19 protein-coding genes are annotated in these 17283 nt (G+C 64.3%); 5 read left to right on the forward strand and 14 right to left on the reverse strand.

Annotated elements, in window-relative coordinates:
- Positions 1–384 precede the first annotated feature (384 nt).
- The gene (murI, locus tag KUV81_RS17990) at positions 385–1173 is read right to left on the reverse strand and encodes a glutamate racemase (RefSeq protein WP_222545282.1); all 789 of its coding nucleotides are present in this window, start codon (positions 1171–1173) and stop codon (positions 385–387) included.
- Positions 1174–1356: 183 nt separating this feature from the next.
- Between murI and trmA the strand changes: the two genes are divergently transcribed.
- Positions 1357–2448 carry a tRNA (uridine(54)-C5)-methyltransferase TrmA gene (gene trmA, locus KUV81_RS17995; protein WP_222545283.1) on the forward strand — a complete coding sequence of 364 codons (1092 nt, stop codon included), beginning with the start codon at positions 1357–1359 and terminating at the stop codon, positions 2446–2448.
- A gap of 52 nt (positions 2449–2500) precedes the next feature.
- On the opposite strand, the gene fabR is transcribed toward trmA, so the two are convergent.
- Entirely contained in the window at positions 2501–3094 is a 594-nt protein-coding gene (gene fabR, locus KUV81_RS18000; protein WP_222545284.1) for an HTH-type transcriptional repressor FabR, read from the reverse strand.
- A 139-nt stretch (positions 3095–3233) separates the two neighbouring features.
- On the opposite strand from fabR, the gene KUV81_RS18005 reads away from it, so the two are divergent.
- Both KUV81_RS18005 and KUV81_RS18010 read left to right on the forward strand, forming a co-directional pair.
- On the forward strand, positions 3234–4355 hold the full coding sequence (locus tag KUV81_RS18005) for an acyl-CoA desaturase (protein ID WP_222545285.1): 1122 nt from the start codon (positions 3234–3236) through the stop codon (positions 4353–4355).
- A 57-nt stretch (positions 4356–4412) separates the two neighbouring features.
- On the forward strand, positions 4413–5288 hold the full coding sequence (locus tag KUV81_RS18010; protein ID WP_222545286.1) for an alpha/beta fold hydrolase: 876 nt from the start codon (positions 4413–4415) through the stop codon (positions 5286–5288).
- Between the two features lie 50 nt (positions 5289–5338).
- Here KUV81_RS18010 and KUV81_RS18015 read toward each other — a convergent pair whose 3' ends face one another.
- Positions 5339–6661 carry an endonuclease/exonuclease/phosphatase family protein gene (locus KUV81_RS18015; protein ID WP_222545287.1) on the reverse strand — a complete coding sequence of 441 codons (1323 nt, stop codon included), beginning with the start codon at positions 6659–6661 and terminating at the stop codon, positions 5339–5341.
- Positions 6662–6851: 190 nt separating this feature from the next.
- Between KUV81_RS18015 and selD the strand changes: the two genes are divergently transcribed.
- Entirely contained in the window at positions 6852–7889 is a 1038-nt protein-coding gene (gene selD, locus KUV81_RS18020; protein WP_222545288.1) for a selenide, water dikinase SelD, read from the forward strand.
- The gene (gene mnmH, locus KUV81_RS18025) at positions 7886–8986 is read left to right on the forward strand and encodes a tRNA 2-selenouridine(34) synthase MnmH (RefSeq protein WP_222545289.1); all 1101 of its coding nucleotides are present in this window, start codon (positions 7886–7888) and stop codon (positions 8984–8986) included. Before selD ends, mnmH begins: the two co-directional genes overlap by 4 nt.
- Positions 8987–9015: 29 nt before the next feature.
- On the opposite strand, the gene cysQ is transcribed toward mnmH, so the two are convergent.
- Genes cysQ through gspF form a run of 11 tightly spaced genes read right to left on the reverse strand, consistent with a single transcriptional unit; the run spans position 9016 to position 17280 of the window.
- A complete protein-coding gene (cysQ, locus tag KUV81_RS18030; protein ID WP_315900101.1) occupies positions 9016–9843 on the reverse strand; it encodes a 3'(2'),5'-bisphosphate nucleotidase CysQ in 828 nt (275 codons plus the stop codon).
- A gap of 31 nt (positions 9844–9874) precedes the next feature.
- A complete protein-coding gene (gene nudE / locus KUV81_RS18035) occupies positions 9875–10429 on the reverse strand; it encodes an ADP compounds hydrolase NudE (protein WP_222545290.1) in 555 nt (184 codons plus the stop codon).
- Positions 10430–10444: 15 nt separating this feature from the next.
- A complete protein-coding gene (locus KUV81_RS18040) occupies positions 10445–11200 on the reverse strand; it encodes a type II secretion system protein N (RefSeq protein ID WP_222545291.1) in 756 nt (251 codons plus the stop codon).
- A 10-nt stretch (positions 11201–11210) separates the two neighbouring features.
- Positions 11211–11702, reverse strand: coding sequence for a type II secretion system protein GspM (gspM, locus tag KUV81_RS18045; RefSeq protein ID WP_222545292.1), 492 nt, complete (start codon positions 11700–11702; stop codon positions 11211–11213).
- A complete protein-coding gene (gene gspL, locus KUV81_RS18050) occupies positions 11699–12889 on the reverse strand; it encodes a type II secretion system protein GspL (RefSeq protein ID WP_222545293.1) in 1191 nt (396 codons plus the stop codon). The genes gspM and gspL overlap by 4 nt, the downstream gene beginning before the upstream one ends.
- On the reverse strand, positions 12886–13881 hold the full coding sequence (gspK, locus tag KUV81_RS18055) for a type II secretion system minor pseudopilin GspK (RefSeq protein ID WP_222545294.1): 996 nt from the start codon (positions 13879–13881) through the stop codon (positions 12886–12888). The genes gspL and gspK overlap by 4 nt, the downstream gene beginning before the upstream one ends.
- Complete coding sequence (gene gspJ / locus KUV81_RS18060) at positions 13878–14633, reverse strand: type II secretion system minor pseudopilin GspJ (RefSeq protein WP_222545295.1); 756 nt, start codon at positions 14631–14633, stop codon at positions 13878–13880. Before gspJ ends, gspK begins: the two co-directional genes overlap by 4 nt.
- Entirely contained in the window at positions 14614–14982 is a 369-nt protein-coding gene (gene gspI / locus KUV81_RS18065; protein WP_222545296.1) for a type II secretion system minor pseudopilin GspI, read from the reverse strand. The genes gspJ and gspI overlap by 20 nt, the downstream gene beginning before the upstream one ends.
- On the reverse strand, positions 14979–15596 hold the full coding sequence (gene gspH, locus KUV81_RS18070; RefSeq protein WP_222545297.1) for a type II secretion system minor pseudopilin GspH: 618 nt from the start codon (positions 15594–15596) through the stop codon (positions 14979–14981). The genes gspI and gspH overlap by 4 nt, the downstream gene beginning before the upstream one ends.
- Positions 15596–16042: a type II secretion system major pseudopilin GspG gene (gene gspG, locus KUV81_RS18075; protein WP_222545298.1), complete on the reverse strand. Its 447-nt coding sequence runs from the start codon at positions 16040–16042 to the stop codon at positions 15596–15598. Before gspG ends, gspH begins: the two co-directional genes overlap by 1 nt.
- 20 nt (positions 16043–16062) lie before the next feature.
- On the reverse strand, positions 16063–17280 hold the full coding sequence (gspF, locus tag KUV81_RS18080) for a type II secretion system inner membrane protein GspF (protein WP_222545299.1): 1218 nt from the start codon (positions 17278–17280) through the stop codon (positions 16063–16065).
- Positions 17281–17283 lie beyond the last annotated feature (3 nt).

The raw sequence follows: 17283 nt of genomic DNA on the forward strand, positions 1-17283 counted from the left end.
GACCTACTCAATGAATACTGAATTAACTTGGTGTCACTCAGTTAGCATTGAGATAAATGATGAAATCTCAATCCCGCGTGAGTGCCCACACAGATTGTCTGACTAATTGTTAAAGAGCGTTGCCTCTCTCAAGGCAGGAGGCGCATTCTACGCTTTCCTCCGTCGTCGTCAAGGGCCGCTTTGAACTTTCCCATCCGACCGTCGACATTTTAACCAGCACCCCTTGGGGCCCTCTGGCAGCGCAGCGCTTTGTTTCCCGCTGTGCCCCGTCGACAGGGAGCGCATTATAGGGCGGGATTCGGCGCCGGCAAGGGGGATTTGTCGAATTTCTTACTGAGTGACCAAACATCCATCAGGATGGGTGTTTCACGGTCAATGTGGTGTTCAAAACAGCGCTTTTTCGTGGGTGGAGAGCCCTTGCTTCGCCAAATAAGCATTTAATGCCGCCCCGGGCGCCGTGCCGGTATGGATAAAGACGCCTTGAGGCTTATCGCCCGTTAGCGGCTTATCCGTGGCCAGCAACTGACTCACGCGACGGGCGATGGCCGCCCCGGAGTCCACCAGACGTACCTGGGGCCCCAGGGCCTGGGCGATCTCCTCCTTAAGAAGCGGGAAGTGGGTGCAACCCAGCACCACCACATCCGGACGGAGATCGCCTTGAGTAAAAGGGGTGAGGATCCGGGCCACCTCGCCGGTGGCAACGCTCTGCCCATTGAGTTTGGCCTCCGCCAGGCGCACCAGCTCGCTGCTGCCCAGACGCAGCAACTGGCAATCCGCGGCAAAGTCCGCCGCCAGCTGATCGGTATAGGGGCGCTGGACGGTGCCCGGGGTGGCCAACAAACCGATGACCTTCTGGTAGCTCAGTGCCGCCGCCGGCTTGATGGCGGGCACGACGCCCACCACCGGGCAGGGGATGGCCGCGCGCAGGGCCTCCAGCACAAGGGTGCTGGCGCTGTTACAGGCGATCACTACCAGATCGATGGGGTGGGCCTCGACCTGTTGTCGAATCAGCGCAACACAGCCATCAATCAGTTCGGTCGGAGCCAGCTCGCCATAGGGAAAGCGAGCGTTGTCCGCCAGGTAGCGTACCGGACGGTCGGGAAGCGCCTGACGGATGTGCTCATGGATGGTCAGGCCCCCCAGTCCAGAGTCAAAGATTAAGATGGCGCCCATGGGGTGTTCAGTATTCATTGCAATTGGCTGGCCCTGATCCTACTGAAAGCACAGGCCGTTGTCGCGGCCTGCCCGGAAGTGGCCAAAGCAGTCATACTGAAACCCAGAGCGTCATTGGTACTGGACTTGGCGGCGGGGCTGATTAGAATTTGCCCCCTTTGACGTTGCCCTGTGGAGACCCTCATGGATCTGGCTGCCCTCGATCCCCGACAGTATGACCAACAGCTTGAGGCCAAGTGTGAGCGCATGCGCGCCATGTTCGCCCCCTTTGCTGCCCCTGAGCTGGAGGTGTTCCGCTCCGAGCCGGCGCACTACCGTATGCGGGCAGAGTTCCGGGTTTGGCACGATGGCGACGATCTGGACTACATCATGTTCGATCAAGTCCAGCAGGCCAAGGTGAAAGTCGAGCAGTACCTGCCCGCCAGCCCACTCATCAACGAGTACATGCCCAAGCTGATGGCGGCGCTGCGGCCCAACCCCATCCTGCGCCGCAGACTGTTTCAGGTGGACTTTCTCTCCACCCTGAGCGGCGAGCTGGTGATCAGCCTGCTCTACCATCGTCAGTTGGACGACGAATGGGCGGCGGCCATCAATGAACTGCGGGCCCAGTGGGGCCATCGGGTGCACTTTATCGGTCGCGCCCGCAAGCAGAAGCTGACCCTCGAACAGGACCACGTCGAAGAGGTACTGACGGTCCATGGCCGACCCTACCACTACCGTCAAATTGAGAACTCCTTTACCCAGCCCAACGGCAAGGTGGCGGAGCAGATGCTGGAGTGGGCGGTGGACGTCACCCGCGACAGCAGCGGCGACCTGCTGGAGCTGTACTGCGGCAACGGCAACTTCTCCGTTGCTCTGGCCCAGAACTTCCGCAAGGTGCTGGCCACCGAACTGGCCAAACCCTCGGTGGAAGCCGCCCAGTACAACATCGCCAAGAACGGCGTCGACAACCTGACCATCCTGCGCATGTCCGCCGAGGACTTTACCGACGCCATCAACGGTGTCCGCGCCTTCCGACGCCTCAAGGGGATTGAGCTGGGCGACTACGACTGCAATACCATCTTTGTCGATCCGCCCCGCTCCGGGCTGGACCCGGCTACCGAGAAGATGGTGCAGGGGTACGACCGCATCCTCTACATCTCCTGCAACCCGGATACCCTGCTGGAGAACCTGAACACCCTTGGGCAGACCCACAAGATCACCCGATTGGCGCTGTTCGACCAGTTCCCCTACACCCACCATATGGAAGCGGGTGTGCTGCTGGAGCGCCGCTAAGCCATTACGAAAAAGGGGAGCCTCAGGCTCCCCTTTTGGATGGCGCGGCCGGTCAGAGTGCCGCGCCCCCTTTGACGATCATCCGCAGCTGCAGGACCAGGCGCTCCGCCAGCACCTTGCGCTTCTTCGGTGTCATGTCCAAGGCTTCGGCGCCGGCACTGAACACCAGGATCACCATGGCTTCGGCCTGAGCGTGCGCCACCTCGACGGTCAGCCCGGCGTTGGCCTGCAGGTATTCCATCAGCTCGGCAATGAAGTGTTCGATCTCCCGCTGCACCGCGGAGCGGAACGCCGCCGAGGTGCCGGAGCGCTCACGCAGCAACAGGCGAAACACATTGGGGTTGGAATCGATGAACTCCAGGAAGGTCTCGATGGACACCCGGATGATGCTGCCCCCCTGGGCCGCCCGTTGCCGGCCTTTACGCATCAACTGGCGCAGGGTCAGCCCCCCTTCGTCCACCATGGTCAACCCCAGCTCTTCCATGTCTTTGAAGTGGCGATAGAAAGAGGTTGGCGCGATGCCCGCTTCTCGGGCCACTTCCCGCAGGCTCAGGCTGGAGAAACTGCGTTCGGCGCTGAGCTGGTTGAAGGAGGCCTCCACCAGCGCACGGCGCGTCTTTTCTTTCTGCTGGGCTCGGATCCCCATGATGTCGTTCCCGTTCGGCAAATCAGCAAGATAGTAACCTGTTCCCTGCCTTTTCGCATCCCGACCTCCGTCGCGCTTGCTTTTTCGGCGTTTCTGAAGAAAATGGCTAACAGTTGTAAGCTGAAAACATTATTCCAACATGTCCGATAACAAGCCCCGTCTGATCCTGGTTAACAATCTGCTGTTCGCGCTCACCCTGCTGGGTGCCCTGGTGCTGGTACCCCTTTACGGTTTCCTGGTGGGTTACCAGGCCGAAGCCCTCTGGGTCGCCCTGCTGTTCTGGCTCTGGAGTGGCATCTCCATCACCGCCGGTTACCATCGGCTTTGGTCCCACAAAGCCTGGCAGGCCCACCCGGTGGTCCAGTGGCTGCTGGCCATTGGCGGCGCCATGGCGTTGCAGAACAGCATCCTGCACTGGAGCTCCGATCACCGTCGCCACCACAAACACGTGGACGACAACCAGCGCGACCCCTACTCCGCCGGTCGCGGCTTCTGGTTCAGCCACATTGGCTGGATGCTGCGGGAGTACCAACCGCTGACCGAGTCCACCTACAACAACGTCCGGGATCTGCAGAAGAATGCGGTGGTGATGAACCAGCACAACCACTACGGCAAGTGGGTGCTCGCCACCAACGTTGGCCTGCCGGCTTTGGTGGGCTGGTTCACCGGAGACGTGCTTGGCATGCTGTTGCTGGCCGGGGTACTGCGCCTGGTACTGGTGCACCACGGCACCTTCTTTATCAACTCCCTGGCCCACATCTGGGGCACCCAGCCCTTCAGCGATCAGCACAGCTCCCGGGACAACGGCGTGCTGGCACTGGTGACCTTTGGCGAGGGCTACCACAACTTCCACCACACCTTCGAGTACGACTACCGCAACGGGATCCGCTGGTGGCACTTCGACCCCACAAAATGGCTCATTCGCGGCCTGGAGAAGCTTGGCTTGGCCAAGGGGCTGCGCCGGGTGCCGGCCGATCGCATCGAGTCCGCTCGACTGGCGATGCAACTGAAGTCCAGCCAACGTCTGTTAGCCGATCACCATACCGCCCAGGAGTGGCTGGCCAAGCTGGAAGCGGAGTACGATCATCTGCTGTCGCGCCTGCAAGCCTATTACGGTGAGAAGCAGCGCCAGCTCAAGCTGCACAAACACGAGCTGGACCGCAGTGCCCGCCAGCAACTGACCGAACTGCACCAGGCGTTTGAGCAGCAAAAGCGACAGTGGCAGAGCTTAAGGGCCCAGGCCCACGCCCAGCTCGCCTGACCCCAAACCTCACCCGGCCCCTGGCCGGGTGAGTGCTTTTCATCCCAAGGAGGCCGCATGGTTCCCAGCGTTCAGCAGTGGCAGGCCCAGGGCGAGTACTGGCATTGGCAGGGGCATCGGCTCTTCTATCGCCACCACAGCCGGCCGGGCAAACCCACACTGCTGCTGATCCACGGCTTCCCCTCCGCCAGTTGGGACTGGTGGGCCCTGTGGCCCGCCCTGTCCGAGCGCTTCACCCTGGTTGCGCCGGACCTGCTGGGTTTTGGCCTCAGCGACAAGCCTCACCCTCACGCCTATCGCATCGGCGAGCAGACCCAGCTGCTTCTGGAACTGATGACCCATCTGCAGATCGAGTCAGCAGCCCTGCTGGCCCACGACTACGGGGACACCGTGGCCCAGGAACTGCTGGCCCGCCAGCTTGAAGGGCACAGCCCGGTCCACTGGACCGAGGTAACCCTGCTCAACGGTGGGCTGTTTCCCGAGGCCCATCAGCCCCTGCCGGTGCAGCGGCTGATGGCCGGTCCGCTCGGCCCCCTGCTGAGCAAGCTCTTGGGCCAGAACCGATTCGAAAAGAGCCTCAAACGGATCTGGGGTGAAACCCCGCCGGCCGAGGCGGAACTTGAGGTGCTGTGGCAGTTGCTGAACCAGTGCAGCGGTCGGCAAGTGCTGCCGGCCCTGCTGCACTACATGGCGGAGCGCAAAGCCCATCGCGACCGCTGGGTGGGCGCCCTGCAACGCACCGAGGTGCCGGTCACCCTGATCGATGGCCTGGCGGACCCCATCTCAGGGGCCTCCCTGGTTCAGCGCTTTGCCGAGCTTTGCCCTCAGCATCGGTTGGTCACCTTGCCCGGTGTGGGTCACTACCCCCAACTGGAAGCCCCACAGCGGGTGCTGGATGCCCTGTTGGCTGAGTTTGGCTCTGAGTCCGGGTAGCCATCAAACGAAAAAAGGCGCCTGACGGCGCCTTTTTCAATGCAATTGGGTTACTTCGAACGACCGAAATCGATGTCCACCCAGACCAGCCGCTGGTGGGAGCTCAGCGCCGGGTCGGGTTGTCCTTCGGCGTCGTAGAACCACTGGAAGCCGTCTTCCCCGTCCAGGGGCCAGAAGATCCCGCTGCCGGCGATGCTCAGGTCATTGTGGGCCAACACGTAGTCCATCCGTGCGCCGTACAGACCGGTCCACACCAGCGGGTGGTAGTGGTTGGAATCGGTCTGACCGGCGTAGAGATCGCCGGCGGTGCTGCCCGGGGTGTTGGGGTCGTAGTTGACGTTGCCGTTGTAGCGCAGCAGTTCGCTGTAGGTCAGCATCTGGGCCATGGCCCCGTTGTTCAAGCGGTGGCTCTGGCGTTCGCCCACGGTCACCGTCTTGGCGTAGTGGTCCTCGTCGTTGTTGAGGTTGCCCATCAACACGAAGGGGCGGCTCAGGTTCACTCCGCCGCGACGCCCTTCGTCGTCCACCAGGTAATCGGCATCGGAGGACTTGGAGCTGATGTAGTCGGTGATAAACCGCAGCTGGGCGCCGTTACGCTTGTGGTGGAAGTCGGAGTAGTCCGAGCCGTCCCGGGGCCACTGGGACTCGAGCTGGGTGGCCAGCAGGCTGATCTGGCGACCGTCCGGCAGGCGCATGGCCACGTCGACAAAGTTGGTGGACATGACGCTCATCGCTTCCCAGGTGTTCTGGTCCATGGCGCTGCCATCGGCGTGGTTGGGCTTGACCGCCTGGTTGACGTCCTGCCACTTGAAGTCACGGAAGGTGCGGGCATTGCCGGCGTCCAGGGGGTATTTGGACAACAGGACGAAGGCGTCCTGGCCGTGGAAATGGCCACGTCCCTGGGCGTCCTCGGGCAGCTGCCCTTCGCGGCCGTCGCCGTTGACGTCATGACCGGACATCCGGAATCCGGAGTTGGTGGTGGCCACCAGGTAGTGGGAGTAGCTGATGGGGTCAAGATCCGGCCCCTGGGCCACGGCCAGGTAGTTCTCCTGGAACAGGCGGATGGCGGTGTCGTCCGCCACCTCACCGAGCATGTCGGTGGAGAAGCCGGTCAGCAGCAGGACATCGGGTTGGCGCTCCTGGTAGCGCTGCTGGATCACCGCCGCCAGGTTACGCAGTCGCTCCGGCTGCTGCGCTGCGGGGGCACTGAGCTCACCCAGCAGCTGGTTGTAGCCCTGGCTGTTGTCGTAGGCCATGTCCACGTGGAAGGTGGCGAAACGCAGGGTGCCGGTAAAATTCTTGGTGGAGCTGGAATCGCTGCAGGCGCTGAGCAACAGCGCACACAGGGCCAGTCCGAGGGTTTTGAACTGCATGGGAACTCCGTACTGCGAAAACCGGAGGGGCCGGTATGGGCGACAATCTAGCGCCCCGTCTGAGGGGGCTCAAGCCACCAAGTTGATTTGAGGGGAAATTTTGCCCAATTTTGTGGCCGGGATCCAGACAGGAGACGCCCTGAATGCCCATGGGGTATGATGCCCCTTCCCCGACGTAACGAGATTGCCCATGAGCCCCATCAAACTCACCGAGTACAGCCACGGCGCCGGTTGCGGCTGCAAGATCAGCCCCAAGGTGCTGGACACCATCCTGGCCAGCCAGTTGCCCCAGGTGCCGGAGCCCCGGCTGGTGGTGGGCAACGCCTCCCGGGACGACGCCGCGGTGTACGCGCTGGATGAGCACACCGGCATCATCAGCACCACCGACTTCTTTATGCCCATCGTCGATGATCCCTTTACCTTCGGCCGCATCGCAGCCACCAATGCCATCAGCGACATCTACGCCATGGGCGGCAACCCCATGATGGCCATCGCCATCCTCGGCTGGCCGGTCAATACCCTGGCCCCGGAGATCGCCCAGCAGGTGGTGGACGGCGGCCGAGCCGCCTGCCGCGACGCCGGGATCCCCCTGGCTGGAGGCCACAGCATCGACGCCCCGGAGCCCATTTTTGGCCTGGCGGTCACCGGCCAGGTGGCCCTGGACCGGCTCAAGCGCAACGACACGGCCCGGGCCGGGGATCGCCTCTACCTGACCAAACCTCTGGGGGTGGGGATCCTCACCACGGCGCAGAAACAGAAGAAACTGGCGCCGGAGCACGAGGGGATCGCCATCGAGGCGATGTGTCAACTCAACACCATCGCCACCGCCCTGGCCCGCATCGACGGCGTCTCAGCGCTGACCGACGTCACCGGTTTTGGTCTGGCGGGCCACCTTATTGAGGTGTGCCAGGGCGCAGACCTGCACGCCGAGCTCGACTTTGCTGCCCTGCCCCTGCTCGATCAGGTGGCCCACTACCTGGCCCAGGGCTGCGTCCCCGGGGGCACCGGCCGCAACTTCGACAGCTACGGCGAGCACCTGGGCCCCCTCAGCGACGAGCAGCGGGCCATCCTCTGCGACCCGCAAACCTCCGGAGGCCTGCTGGTGGCCGTCAGCGAGCACGCTGCCCCGGAGCTGGAGGCCTGCCTGGCCGCCGCCGGGCTGCCCCACGGCTGCATTGGCCGGCTGTCCGCCCCCAGCGACGGCCCCCGGGTGGAGCTGCGGGCATGACCCGGTTACCCGCCAGCGAATATCGCCCGCTGCTGCTGAGTGGGGTGCCACTGATTGATCTGCGCGCGCCGGTAGAGTTTGCCAAGGGCGCCTTCCCCAGCGCCATCAACCTGCCGCTGATGACCGACAGCGAGCGGGAGCAGGTGGGCACCCGCTACAAGGAGGCGGGCCAGCAGGCAGCCATCACCCTGGGTCACCAGCTGGTACAGGGCCCGGTAAAACAGGCCCGCATCGACGCCTGGCTCAGCCAGGTCAGCGCCCAACCCGAGACCCTGCTCTACTGCTTCCGCGGTGGCCTGCGCTCCCAGCTCAGCCAGCAGTGGCTGACGGAAGCGGGGATCACCCGCCCCTACATCGAGGGGGGCTACAAGGGGATGCGCGGCTACTTGATCGCTCAGACCGAACAGGTGGCGCAGCACGGGGATCTGGTGATCCTCGGTGGCATGACCGGCTGCGGCAAAACCGACTTTCTCAATGAGCGGCGCGACAGCGTGGATCTCGAGGGGCTGGCCAACCACCGTGGCTCCAGTTTCGGTCGCCGCCTGGGCGGTCAGCCCAGCCAAATCGACTTCGAAAACACCTTGGCCATCGCCCTGATGCACCATCAGGAGGACGGCCACCGTCAGCTGCTGCTGGAAGATGAGAGCCGGCTGATCGGTCGGGAGTCGATCCCCCTTGAGCTGTTCAACGCCATGGTGGCGGCGCCGCGGGTGCTGCTGGAGGTGGACGACGAGGTGCGCATCGACCAGATCACCAAGGATTACGTGGTCACCATGGCCCAGGACTACCAGGCTCAGGACTCTGAATGCGGCTTTGAGGACTTTGAGACCTACCTGCTGGGCAGCCTGGACCGGGTTCGGCGACGCTTAGGCGGCGCCCTGCATCAGGACCTGCGCCAGCGGATGACCGACGCCCTGGCGCTGCAGCGGCGCAGCGGTGACGTCTCCGGGCATCGGGGCTGGATCGCCCGGATGCTGACCCAGTATTACGATCCCATGTATCGCTATCAGCTGGAGAAGCAGAGTGCCCCGGTGCTCTTCCAGGGCGCACCGGACGCGGTGCATCAGTTTCTCGACGAACGGGCAACGCAGAACTGAAAAAGGCGGGGAGTCCCCGCCTTTTTTGATCAATCGAAGAAGCACTCCGGCCCCGGTGGCAGGATCTCCGGCCAGGGCAGCGCCTGGGAGCCCAGCACCATGTAGTTGGGGTTCTCCAGCGTCTCCCGCTTGTTGTAGCTCAGTGCCTGGTAGCAGGTATCGACAATGCGCCCGCCCGCCTCCTCGACGATGCATTGCGAGGCGCCGGTGTCCCACTCACCGGTGGGGCCCAGGCGCAGATAGCAGTCCGCTTCCCCCTCCGCCACCATGCAGGATTTCAAGGAGGCGCTGCCAAAGGGCAGCAGCAAGTAACGGCGCTGCTCATCCAGCCGCTCCATCACCGCCTCCTTGCGTTGGCGCCGGCTGACGGCGATGCGCAGTTCGTCACCGGGCTTCACCACGCGGGCGTGGATCGCCTGGCGCGTTTCACCCTGGCGCTTAAAGGCACCACCGCCCTGGCAGGCGTAGTACCAGGTTTCACTCATGGGGGCATAGATCACCCCAAGCACCGGCCGGTGATCCCGCACCAGGGCGATATTGACGGCGAACTCGCCGCTGCGGGCAATGAACTCCTGGGTGCCATCGAGGGGATCGATCAGCCAGTACTCCTGCCAGGTGCGCCGCTCGGCCAGGGGCACCTCGGCGTCCTCCTCGGACAGGATGGGGATGTTCGGGGTCAGGGCCCGCAAAGCAGAGAGGATCGATTCGTGGGCGGCCAAATCCGCCGAGGTGACCGGAGTATTGTCGGACTTGGTGAGGGACTGGTATTCCCCCGCCTCGTAGATGCCCCGGATCTGTTGTCCCGCTTCCCGTGCGATGGTCATCACCGGTTCAAGCAAGGATTGCAGGTGAGTCACGGCTCCACCACCTTATCTTGGACGAACGCTGTTAAGGTGTAAGTTTCAACTGCTTCAAGGCCAAAAACAAGGCACTGATCGACCGGGACTCAGAAAAATCCTGCTGTTGTAGCAGTTTATCCACTTCGTGAATGGACCATGGCACCAGTTCCAGCGGCTCTGGCTCGTCCCCCTCCAGCCGGCTGGGGAACAGATCCCGGGCCAGCAGGATCTCCATCCGGCTGGCGAAATAACCCGGCGCCAGGGAAACCTGCATCAGGTGCGTCAGCTCCCGTGCGGCGTAACCGATCTCCTCCTGCAGCTCCCGGTTGGCGGCCATCAGCATCTCTTCACCGGGATCGATCAACCCCTTGGGGAAGCCCAGCTCGTAGCTGTGGGTGCCAGCGGCGTACTCCCGCACCAGCAACATGGTTTCGGCGTCCAGCATGGGCACCACCATCACTGCCCCCCGGTTGGCCCCCTTCATCCGCTCGTAGCGGCGGTGGGCGCCATTGGAGAACCGCAGATCCAGCTGTTCGACGGTGAACAGCCGGCTCTGGGCCACCACTTCGGCGGCGAGGATCTTCGGTTTGTCCGATTTGCTCATGCCTCGCCTCGGGACTTACAGGCCAGGAATGGGGCCGTTGTAGTTGAAGGGATAGGCGCCCTCGCCATCGGGCTGCCCGAGGAAGGCCAGCGCCTTGCGCAGGTCTTCCGGCTGGGCGTCGGTGGGCCGGATGCTGGCCGCCACCTGCACCTGGTTGTCCGCCAGCAGCATCGCCTGGCCCTGGACACCGATCTCGTTCTCCGCCTCATCCATCAGCAGCTTGAGGTTGCCCTGCTCACAGCTGAGGGTGCCCGCCAGGTTACCCAGGGGAAACTGGCCAAACTGGTTGCGCACATCCAGGGTGTCCACCAGCACTCGACCGCTGAGGCGGTCGCACCAGGGGCTGCCCTGGGCACTGTCATTGAGGCTCAGGGTGGCGGCCCCATTGAGCTGAGTGCGAAACGGCAGGCGGGTGTTGCCCAGCAGCCAGGGCAGGGGCGCACTGAAGCGCAGGCTGTCCACCTCCAGGCCACCGAAGCCGTAGCTCAGGGTGCCTTCGCCCCGGGCCACGCCGCCGCCGAGACGGAAGCTGAGCCCGGCCTGGCCCATCAGCAGCTGGCTGGGGTGCAGCTCCCAGCTGACCTGCTCCAACTGCCGGCCAGCCACGGTCAGCTGGTCCGCCTGGCCCTGCCACAGGGTGCCGCTCAACCCGGCGGCATTTACCCCCTTGGGCAGGGGGGCCAACTGCCAGACCAGCGCGGCCGGCACGTTGACCAACAAAAACATCAAATACAGCACCACCCCAAGCAGGGTGTATTTCAACACTCGCACTCGTCCTCCGTTACGGCCGCGCCAGCAGCAGCCGTCGTACTTGGATCAAACCCGGATCGTTGGCGGCGGTGATGTCCAGCGCCTCAACGGTCACGCCCTGCTGCTGTTGCAGCTCCGCCAGCCACCCCATCAGGGTCTCAAAGCGGGTGTCGTCCAGCCACAGCTGCAGTTTATCCCCTTGGGGCTGCATCCGGGCAATGGTCAGCCCCTTGGTGGCCGCGGTTCGGCTAGCCACCTGGCTGAGGTTGCCGCCTCCGGGCCGCGGGCCGCTGTCCCGCTGCAGGCTGACGTAGCGGTTGGCGTTGTCCTTGATCTGCCCCAGGGCCACCCGCTCCGCCTGCACCGCCCGCTCGGCCTGATCCAGGCCGTTGGCGATGGGCGACCAGACCGCCCAGTAGAACAACCCGATCACCAGCACCGGTGCCAGCAGGGTCAGCAGGCGCTGCTCCTGGTCCGTGCGGTCGCTCCACCACTGCTGGGCCTGTTGCCAATACTTGTTCATCCTTTCGCCCTCAAGGTCATGACGCCACTGACGCCATCCTGGTCGTTGTTGATGGCCCCGGACTCCACGTTGAAGTGGGCACTGGCCAGCTCCTTGAAGCGCTCAAACTGGGCAAAGTCCTTGCCGGTCAGTTGCAGCCGGATCTCGGAACGGTTGCCATCGAAACGAATGCCGGTGGGGCGCACCTCCGGCAACTGGGCAAAGGCGCTTTCCAGGTCCGCCATCATCGGCAACAGCTGACCGCTGGCGCCGGCACCGCCCAGGGCGCGTACCTTGGCTTCCAGCTGGCTGCGGGGATTGGGCACCCGGCGCTCCTGGGGAAACAGCTGCTTGTAGATCCGCTCCCCTTCGGCCCGCAAGGCGGTACGCTCCTGCTCCAGCTGATACCAGGAGAGGCCACGATGGGCCAGCACCAGCACCAGCACCACGGCAGCGGCGATCCCAACTCGGGTCCAGGTGGACACCAGCTTGGACAACTCCTTGGCCGGGGCATAGGCGCCGGTGAGCAGATTGACCGGCGTACGGACAAAGCCCTCGGCCAGGGCCTGCATCGGCAACTCCAGGGGCTGAGGCGCCGCCTCGATGCCTTCGGGCAGCTCCAGGGGGGTAAACAGCGCCCAGGGACGCCCCTCCCCCTGCAGGTTGTCGGCCATCAGGGCCAACCAGTCCGGCTCCAGCACCATGCCGCTTCCCGCCCCGCTGCGCACCAGCAGCTGTTGCTCCAGCTGCAGGACCGACAGTTCGGTCTCCTCCACCAGGGCCAGGGCCAGCACGTCGGGGACGATCTTCTTCACCGGCAGCTCGGCCTGCTCCAGCCAACCCAGCCAGCGCTGCAACTGACCGTGGGGCACCGCCACCACCGACAGCTGATCCCCCTCGCGGGGGCCGGTGACGAAGTGGAGCTGGTCCACGTCCTGGGCCAGCTCGTCCTCCAGCATGAAGGGCAGGGCCTTGAGGGCCTGGCGCTGGGCCTTGGCCGGCAGGGTCACTTCGGTCAGGGTCAGGGCGCTGCTGTCCACCAGCACCTCCACCGGGCGGCCGCCGGCCCGCTCACTGAGGCTGGACAGGCCGTCGGCCCCGGGTAACACCCCGGAACTGATCACCGTTTGCTGCTCTTCGGACCAGGTAATCCAGGGGATCGACTGCCCGGCATCGCTGCCCAGGCGGATCACCAATCGTTCGCTCACTGTTGGCCTCCATACTGGCGGGTCAGAACGGTGAGGCTATCGTTCCCGCCGCGTCGCATTACGCTTTCCAATCGAAATACCGCGTTGTCTACTTTGGCGGCTCCGCGGAGCCGAAAATACTGACTGTCCACCACCAGGGTGGACTTGGTCTGGGCATCCACCTGCAAACGCTGCATGGTGGGTTCCTCCCAGAAAGATTGCGTGTCCTCCCAGCCGTCACCGGGCCGGGCCTGGATCAGGCTCTCCGCCTCACTGAGGCTAAGCTTGCCCTCCAGCATCCCCACCAGCAGCGCCGCGCGCTCCACCGGCAGGGTGTTGACGTTGAGTTGCTGGCTGTCGTCACCGGGGATGGCGCACACGTAGTCGCGCAGGGCCCGGTACAGCTGCTGGTTGGTGCCCAACACCGCCCGCAGTTCGCTGTGGTGGATCATCAGCTGGTTCGGGGTCATGTAAGGGATGGGACGCGAGGCGTACTCCGCGTCCTCCGCACCGAAGCTGCCGTCCTGGCGATCGTCGGCGTCGGTGAAATCCCGCACCCGGTCCGCCAGCAGCTCCGCCCAGTAGTTGTCGATCTCCATAGCCTCCAGCATGGCCATAAATTGGCGGCCCGCCAAGGGCTTTTGGTAAGGATCCTTGTTCTGCTCTTCCTGGGTCAATCCCCGGGACAAGGCATTGAGATTAAAGCAAGAACGCATGTCGTCGATCTGACCGGCGATCTGCCCGCGCTCCACCGGATACACCACGTTGGCGGTGGCCCAGTATTGCTGCATGTGGGTGGTGCCGTCGGCGTCCTCGAAGTCCTGCTTCAGCACCCGCTTGGCCAGGGCTTCACTGGACAGGGCGTACCAGTAGGCCTGATCGAAGGCGGCCATATTGGTGGTGCGGCGCACCGACAGCTGGCTGCGCTGGGTCATGCCGGCGGCCAGGGTGGTGATCACCGCCAGCACCAGCAGCACCGTCAGCAGGGCCATGCCCGATTGTTGACGTCTCATGAGCCCGGCTCCTCCCCTTCACTGGCCCCGCCCGGGGTGGTGCCGCCGTTGCCGGAACCACTGCCGGTGTTGGACTCGCCGCTGTTGTTGCCGGAGCCGCCATTGTCGTCACCGCCCTCTTCGCCGCTTTGGGCGCCGAAGCCTTCGGCCAGCAAGAAGCGACGCTGGATGATGCCGTAGTCCTCGGTTTCGATCTCCACACTGACCGCCCGGGGGAAAACGCTGCCGTCCACCTCCTGGGTCTGCCACTTGTCTTCCAGGTAGAAGGCGAACTTGAGGCTGATCACCCCCTCGAGCAGGTCCAGCACCAGGGGCTCCTCCCCCTCCACCGGATCCGGGTACAGGGTGTAGAGACGCTGAAGCTTCTCCTCCTGGATCCGGTAGATCACCTGCTGAATGGATCCCCGGGGCAGGCGGCCCTCGGGGTTGAGCCAGCCCAGGCGGTAGAAGCGCATCCCCTCGGCGTCGGAGCCGAAACGGTTCTCCCCCACCTCGAACAGGGCGCCCCCCTCATCGGAGTTCACACCGCGGCTGGTGCGGGGCACCATCTGGCCAAAATCCCGCTCCATCATCGACATCGCCTGCTGCAGGCCGCGCAGCTCCTGCTGCGCCTCCTCGCTGACGCTGTTGACCTTGGTCACCTGCTGCAACACGGTGGCAGAGGCCACGCCGATCACCGCGAAGATGGCGATGGCCAGCAGCATCTCCAGCAGGGTGAACCCCTGCGTGGGCTTAATCCGGTTTGGCCACATAGGTCTCTGCCTCGGCCAATACGCCGTCGAAACGGTCGTCCAGGCTGATCTGGACCCGGATCAGGCGCAGGTTCTCGTCCGACGCCTTGATCACCTGTTGGCGCCAGTGCCACTCGCGCTCGGCCATCTCGCTGCGGCCGGAACGGGTGCCCAGATCGGGAAAATCGCTCTCCAGCCGGGCCTCCACCAGCCGATTGTGGGCCACGTAGTTGGCCAGGGTGGTCTCCCGCAGGGTCGGCAGTGCCGAGAGCTGGATGTTGGCGGCGTTGATCACGGCGATGGCCGCGGTGGCGAACACCGTCATGGCGATCAGCACCTCCAGCAGGGTGAAGCCCCGCTGTGCCCTCATGGCCACTCCTCCTCTTCCAGCACGTAGGCCCACTCGACCCGACCGAGCTGGTCGCCAATGAGCTCCATCTCGAGATCCGGCTGGCCGGGGATGTCGGCAATGAGCCACAGCGAGAAGCCGGTCATCTCACCGGAGGGCAGTAGCAGCAACTGGGGATCCGGGTTGGCGCGCTTCTCCTCCTCGGTCTGCTCGAACAGCGACTCGTCGAGGCCGAAGTCGGAGCCGGTGTCCTCGTCCTCCTGGATCAGGGGCAGTCCCTCGAGCTCCAGGGAGGTTTCCACCCCTTCGGGCCACTGACGCTCCCGGTAGAGGCGATCGCCGCTGACCGGCTCCCACTTCTCGGAGTCCAGGTTCCAGCGCACGAAGTAGTAGCTGGGGTCGTCCAGCACGATGCCCAGCTGTTCGCCGGACAGGGCCGCCTCCTCCAGGGCCATGTTGACCACCACCCGAAACTCGTCGCCGGCCTTCTGCATCGCCTCCTGGCGCGGGTCACCGCCCATCACCAGGGTCACGGACATGGCCGCCAGGCCCATCACCACCAGCACCAGCAGGATCTCCAACAAGGTAAAGCCCCGCTGACGCGAGGCTTGCTGGCGAGGGCCGCGGGGGCTCATTACTGGAAGTCACCCAGGTTGTAGTTGCAGATGTCGTCCTCGGTGCCCAGCTGCATGTCGGGACCGGCGGAGCAGAGGTCGTAACGGCTGCGCTCACCCGGGCTGACCAGGGAGTAGGCGTTGCCCCAGGGATCGGTGGGCAGACGCTGGATGTAGCCACCCTCCTGGTAGTTGCGCGGCTCCGGCCCGCTGTTGGGGCGGGTCACCAGGGCTTCGAGGCCCTGATCCGTGGTGGGGAAGCGGTTGTTGTGGATGTAGAACATCCCCAGGGCGCTCTCCAGACCGGAGATGTCGGTCACCGCCTTTTGTACGTTGGCGGTGTCGCGCGAGCCGATCAGGTTAGGCGCCACGATGGACGCCAGGATCCCGATGATCACCAGCACCACCATCACTTCCAGCAGGGTGAAACCACGCTGAGCGGTCCGGCTAGGGGTACGACGTTTCATTCTATGTATGCCTCTTAGAGTTAAATCATCTGGTTCATCGCCAGCATCGGCTGGAGAATGGAGATCACGATAAAGAGCACGATGCCCGCCATCACGACCACGATCAGCGGTTGCAGCACCGCCAGCGCCACCGTGACCTGGGACTCGAACTCCCGGTCCTGGTTGTCCGCCGCCCGGGCCAGCATGTCGTCCAGCTCACCGGACTTCTCCCCCGAGGCGATCATGTGCAGCATCATCGGTGGGAACAGCTTGGTCTGCTGCAGCGAAGCCCGCAACGAGGCGCCCTCGCGCACCTTGCCGGTGGCCTCGGCGACGGCGTTCTTCACCTTGAGATTGAGCAGCACGTCGGAGGCGATCTTCATCGCCTCCAGCATGGGCACGCCGGAGGAGGACAGGGTGCTGAGCGTGCGGGCAAAGCGGGCGGTATTGAGCCCCTTGGACACCTTGCCCACGATGGGCAGTGACAGTATGGTCTCGTGCCAGCGCAGCTTGAACGCCGGATTGCGCTGGGCCTGCTTGAAGCCGACGAAGGCCAGCACCATGGCCAACAAGATATAGAACCCGTATTGCTGGAGAAATTCCGAGACGTCGATCAGAAACTGGGTGGTGGCCGGCAGAGCCTGGCCCATGTGCTCGAACTGGGATACCACGTCGGGCACCACCGAAGTGAGCAGGAACACCACCACGGAGACCGCCACCAGGGTGAGGATCACCGGGTAGACCAGGGCCTGGGTCAGCTTGGCGTTGAGCTCCTGGCGACGCTCGGTGTAATCCGCCAAACGCTCCAGCACCACCTCCAGGTGACCGGACTTCTCCCCGGACGCCACCATGGCGACGTAGAGCTCGTCGAACACCTGGGGGTAGTCGGCCATGGACTCGGCCAAACCGTAGCCCTCGACCACCTTGGCCCGCACCGCCATCAGCATGCCCTTCAGGCGTGGCTGTTCGCTCTGCTCCGCCACCGCCTTGATGCACTCCTCCAGGGGCAGACCACCGGCCACCAGGGTCGCCAGCTGGCGGGTGATGAGGGCCAGTGCCGTGGCACCGATCTTGGGTTTGAACAGGGTGAAACCAGGCCGGGCGCTGCGCTGTTCCTTCTGCGCCGCCGGCACCACTTCCAGGGGCATCATCTGCTTCTCGCGCAGCTGACTGCGCGCCTGGCGCGCGGTGTCCGCTTCGATGATCCCTTTGACCTGACGGCCCCGGGTGTCCAGGGCCTGATATTCAAATGCCGCCATGGC

This window comes from Ferrimonas balearica (genome assembly GCF_019802085.1).
Lineage (GTDB): Bacteria > Pseudomonadota > Gammaproteobacteria > Enterobacterales > Shewanellaceae > Ferrimonas > Ferrimonas balearica_B.

Coding starts and splice junctions, on each gene's coding strand:
- murI (WP_222545282.1), bottom strand. CDS start 1,173: ATGGGCGCCATCTTAATCTTTGACTCTGGACTGGGGGGCCTGACCATC.
- trmA (WP_222545283.1), top strand. CDS start 1,357: ATGGATCTGGCTGCCCTCGATCCCCGACAGTATGACCAACAGCTTGAG.
- fabR (WP_222545284.1), bottom strand. CDS start 3,094: ATGGGGATCCGAGCCCAGCAGAAAGAAAAGACGCGCCGTGCGCTGGTG.
- KUV81_RS18005 (WP_222545285.1), top strand. CDS start 3,234: ATGTCCGATAACAAGCCCCGTCTGATCCTGGTTAACAATCTGCTGTTC.
- KUV81_RS18010 (WP_222545286.1), top strand. CDS start 4,413: ATGGTTCCCAGCGTTCAGCAGTGGCAGGCCCAGGGCGAGTACTGGCAT.
- KUV81_RS18015 (WP_222545287.1), bottom strand. CDS start 6,661: ATGCAGTTCAAAACCCTCGGACTGGCCCTGTGTGCGCTGTTGCTCAGC.
- selD (WP_222545288.1), top strand. CDS start 6,852: ATGAGCCCCATCAAACTCACCGAGTACAGCCACGGCGCCGGTTGCGGC.
- mnmH (WP_222545289.1), top strand. CDS start 7,886: ATGACCCGGTTACCCGCCAGCGAATATCGCCCGCTGCTGCTGAGTGGG.
- nudE (WP_222545290.1), bottom strand. CDS start 10,429: ATGAGCAAATCGGACAAACCGAAGATCCTCGCCGCCGAAGTGGTGGCC.
- gspM (WP_222545292.1), bottom strand. CDS start 11,702: ATGAACAAGTATTGGCAACAGGCCCAGCAGTGGTGGAGCGACCGCACG.
- gspK (WP_222545294.1), bottom strand. CDS start 13,881: ATGAGACGTCAACAATCGGGCATGGCCCTGCTGACGGTGCTGCTGGTG.
- gspJ (WP_222545295.1), bottom strand. CDS start 14,633: ATGTGGCCAAACCGGATTAAGCCCACGCAGGGGTTCACCCTGCTGGAG.
- gspI (WP_222545296.1), bottom strand. CDS start 14,982: ATGAGGGCACAGCGGGGCTTCACCCTGCTGGAGGTGCTGATCGCCATG.
- gspH (WP_222545297.1), bottom strand. CDS start 15,596: ATGAGCCCCCGCGGCCCTCGCCAGCAAGCCTCGCGTCAGCGGGGCTTT.
- gspG (WP_222545298.1), bottom strand. CDS start 16,042: ATGAAACGTCGTACCCCTAGCCGGACCGCTCAGCGTGGTTTCACCCTG.
- gspF (WP_222545299.1), bottom strand. CDS start 17,280: ATGGCGGCATTTGAATATCAGGCCCTGGACACCCGGGGCCGTCAGGTC.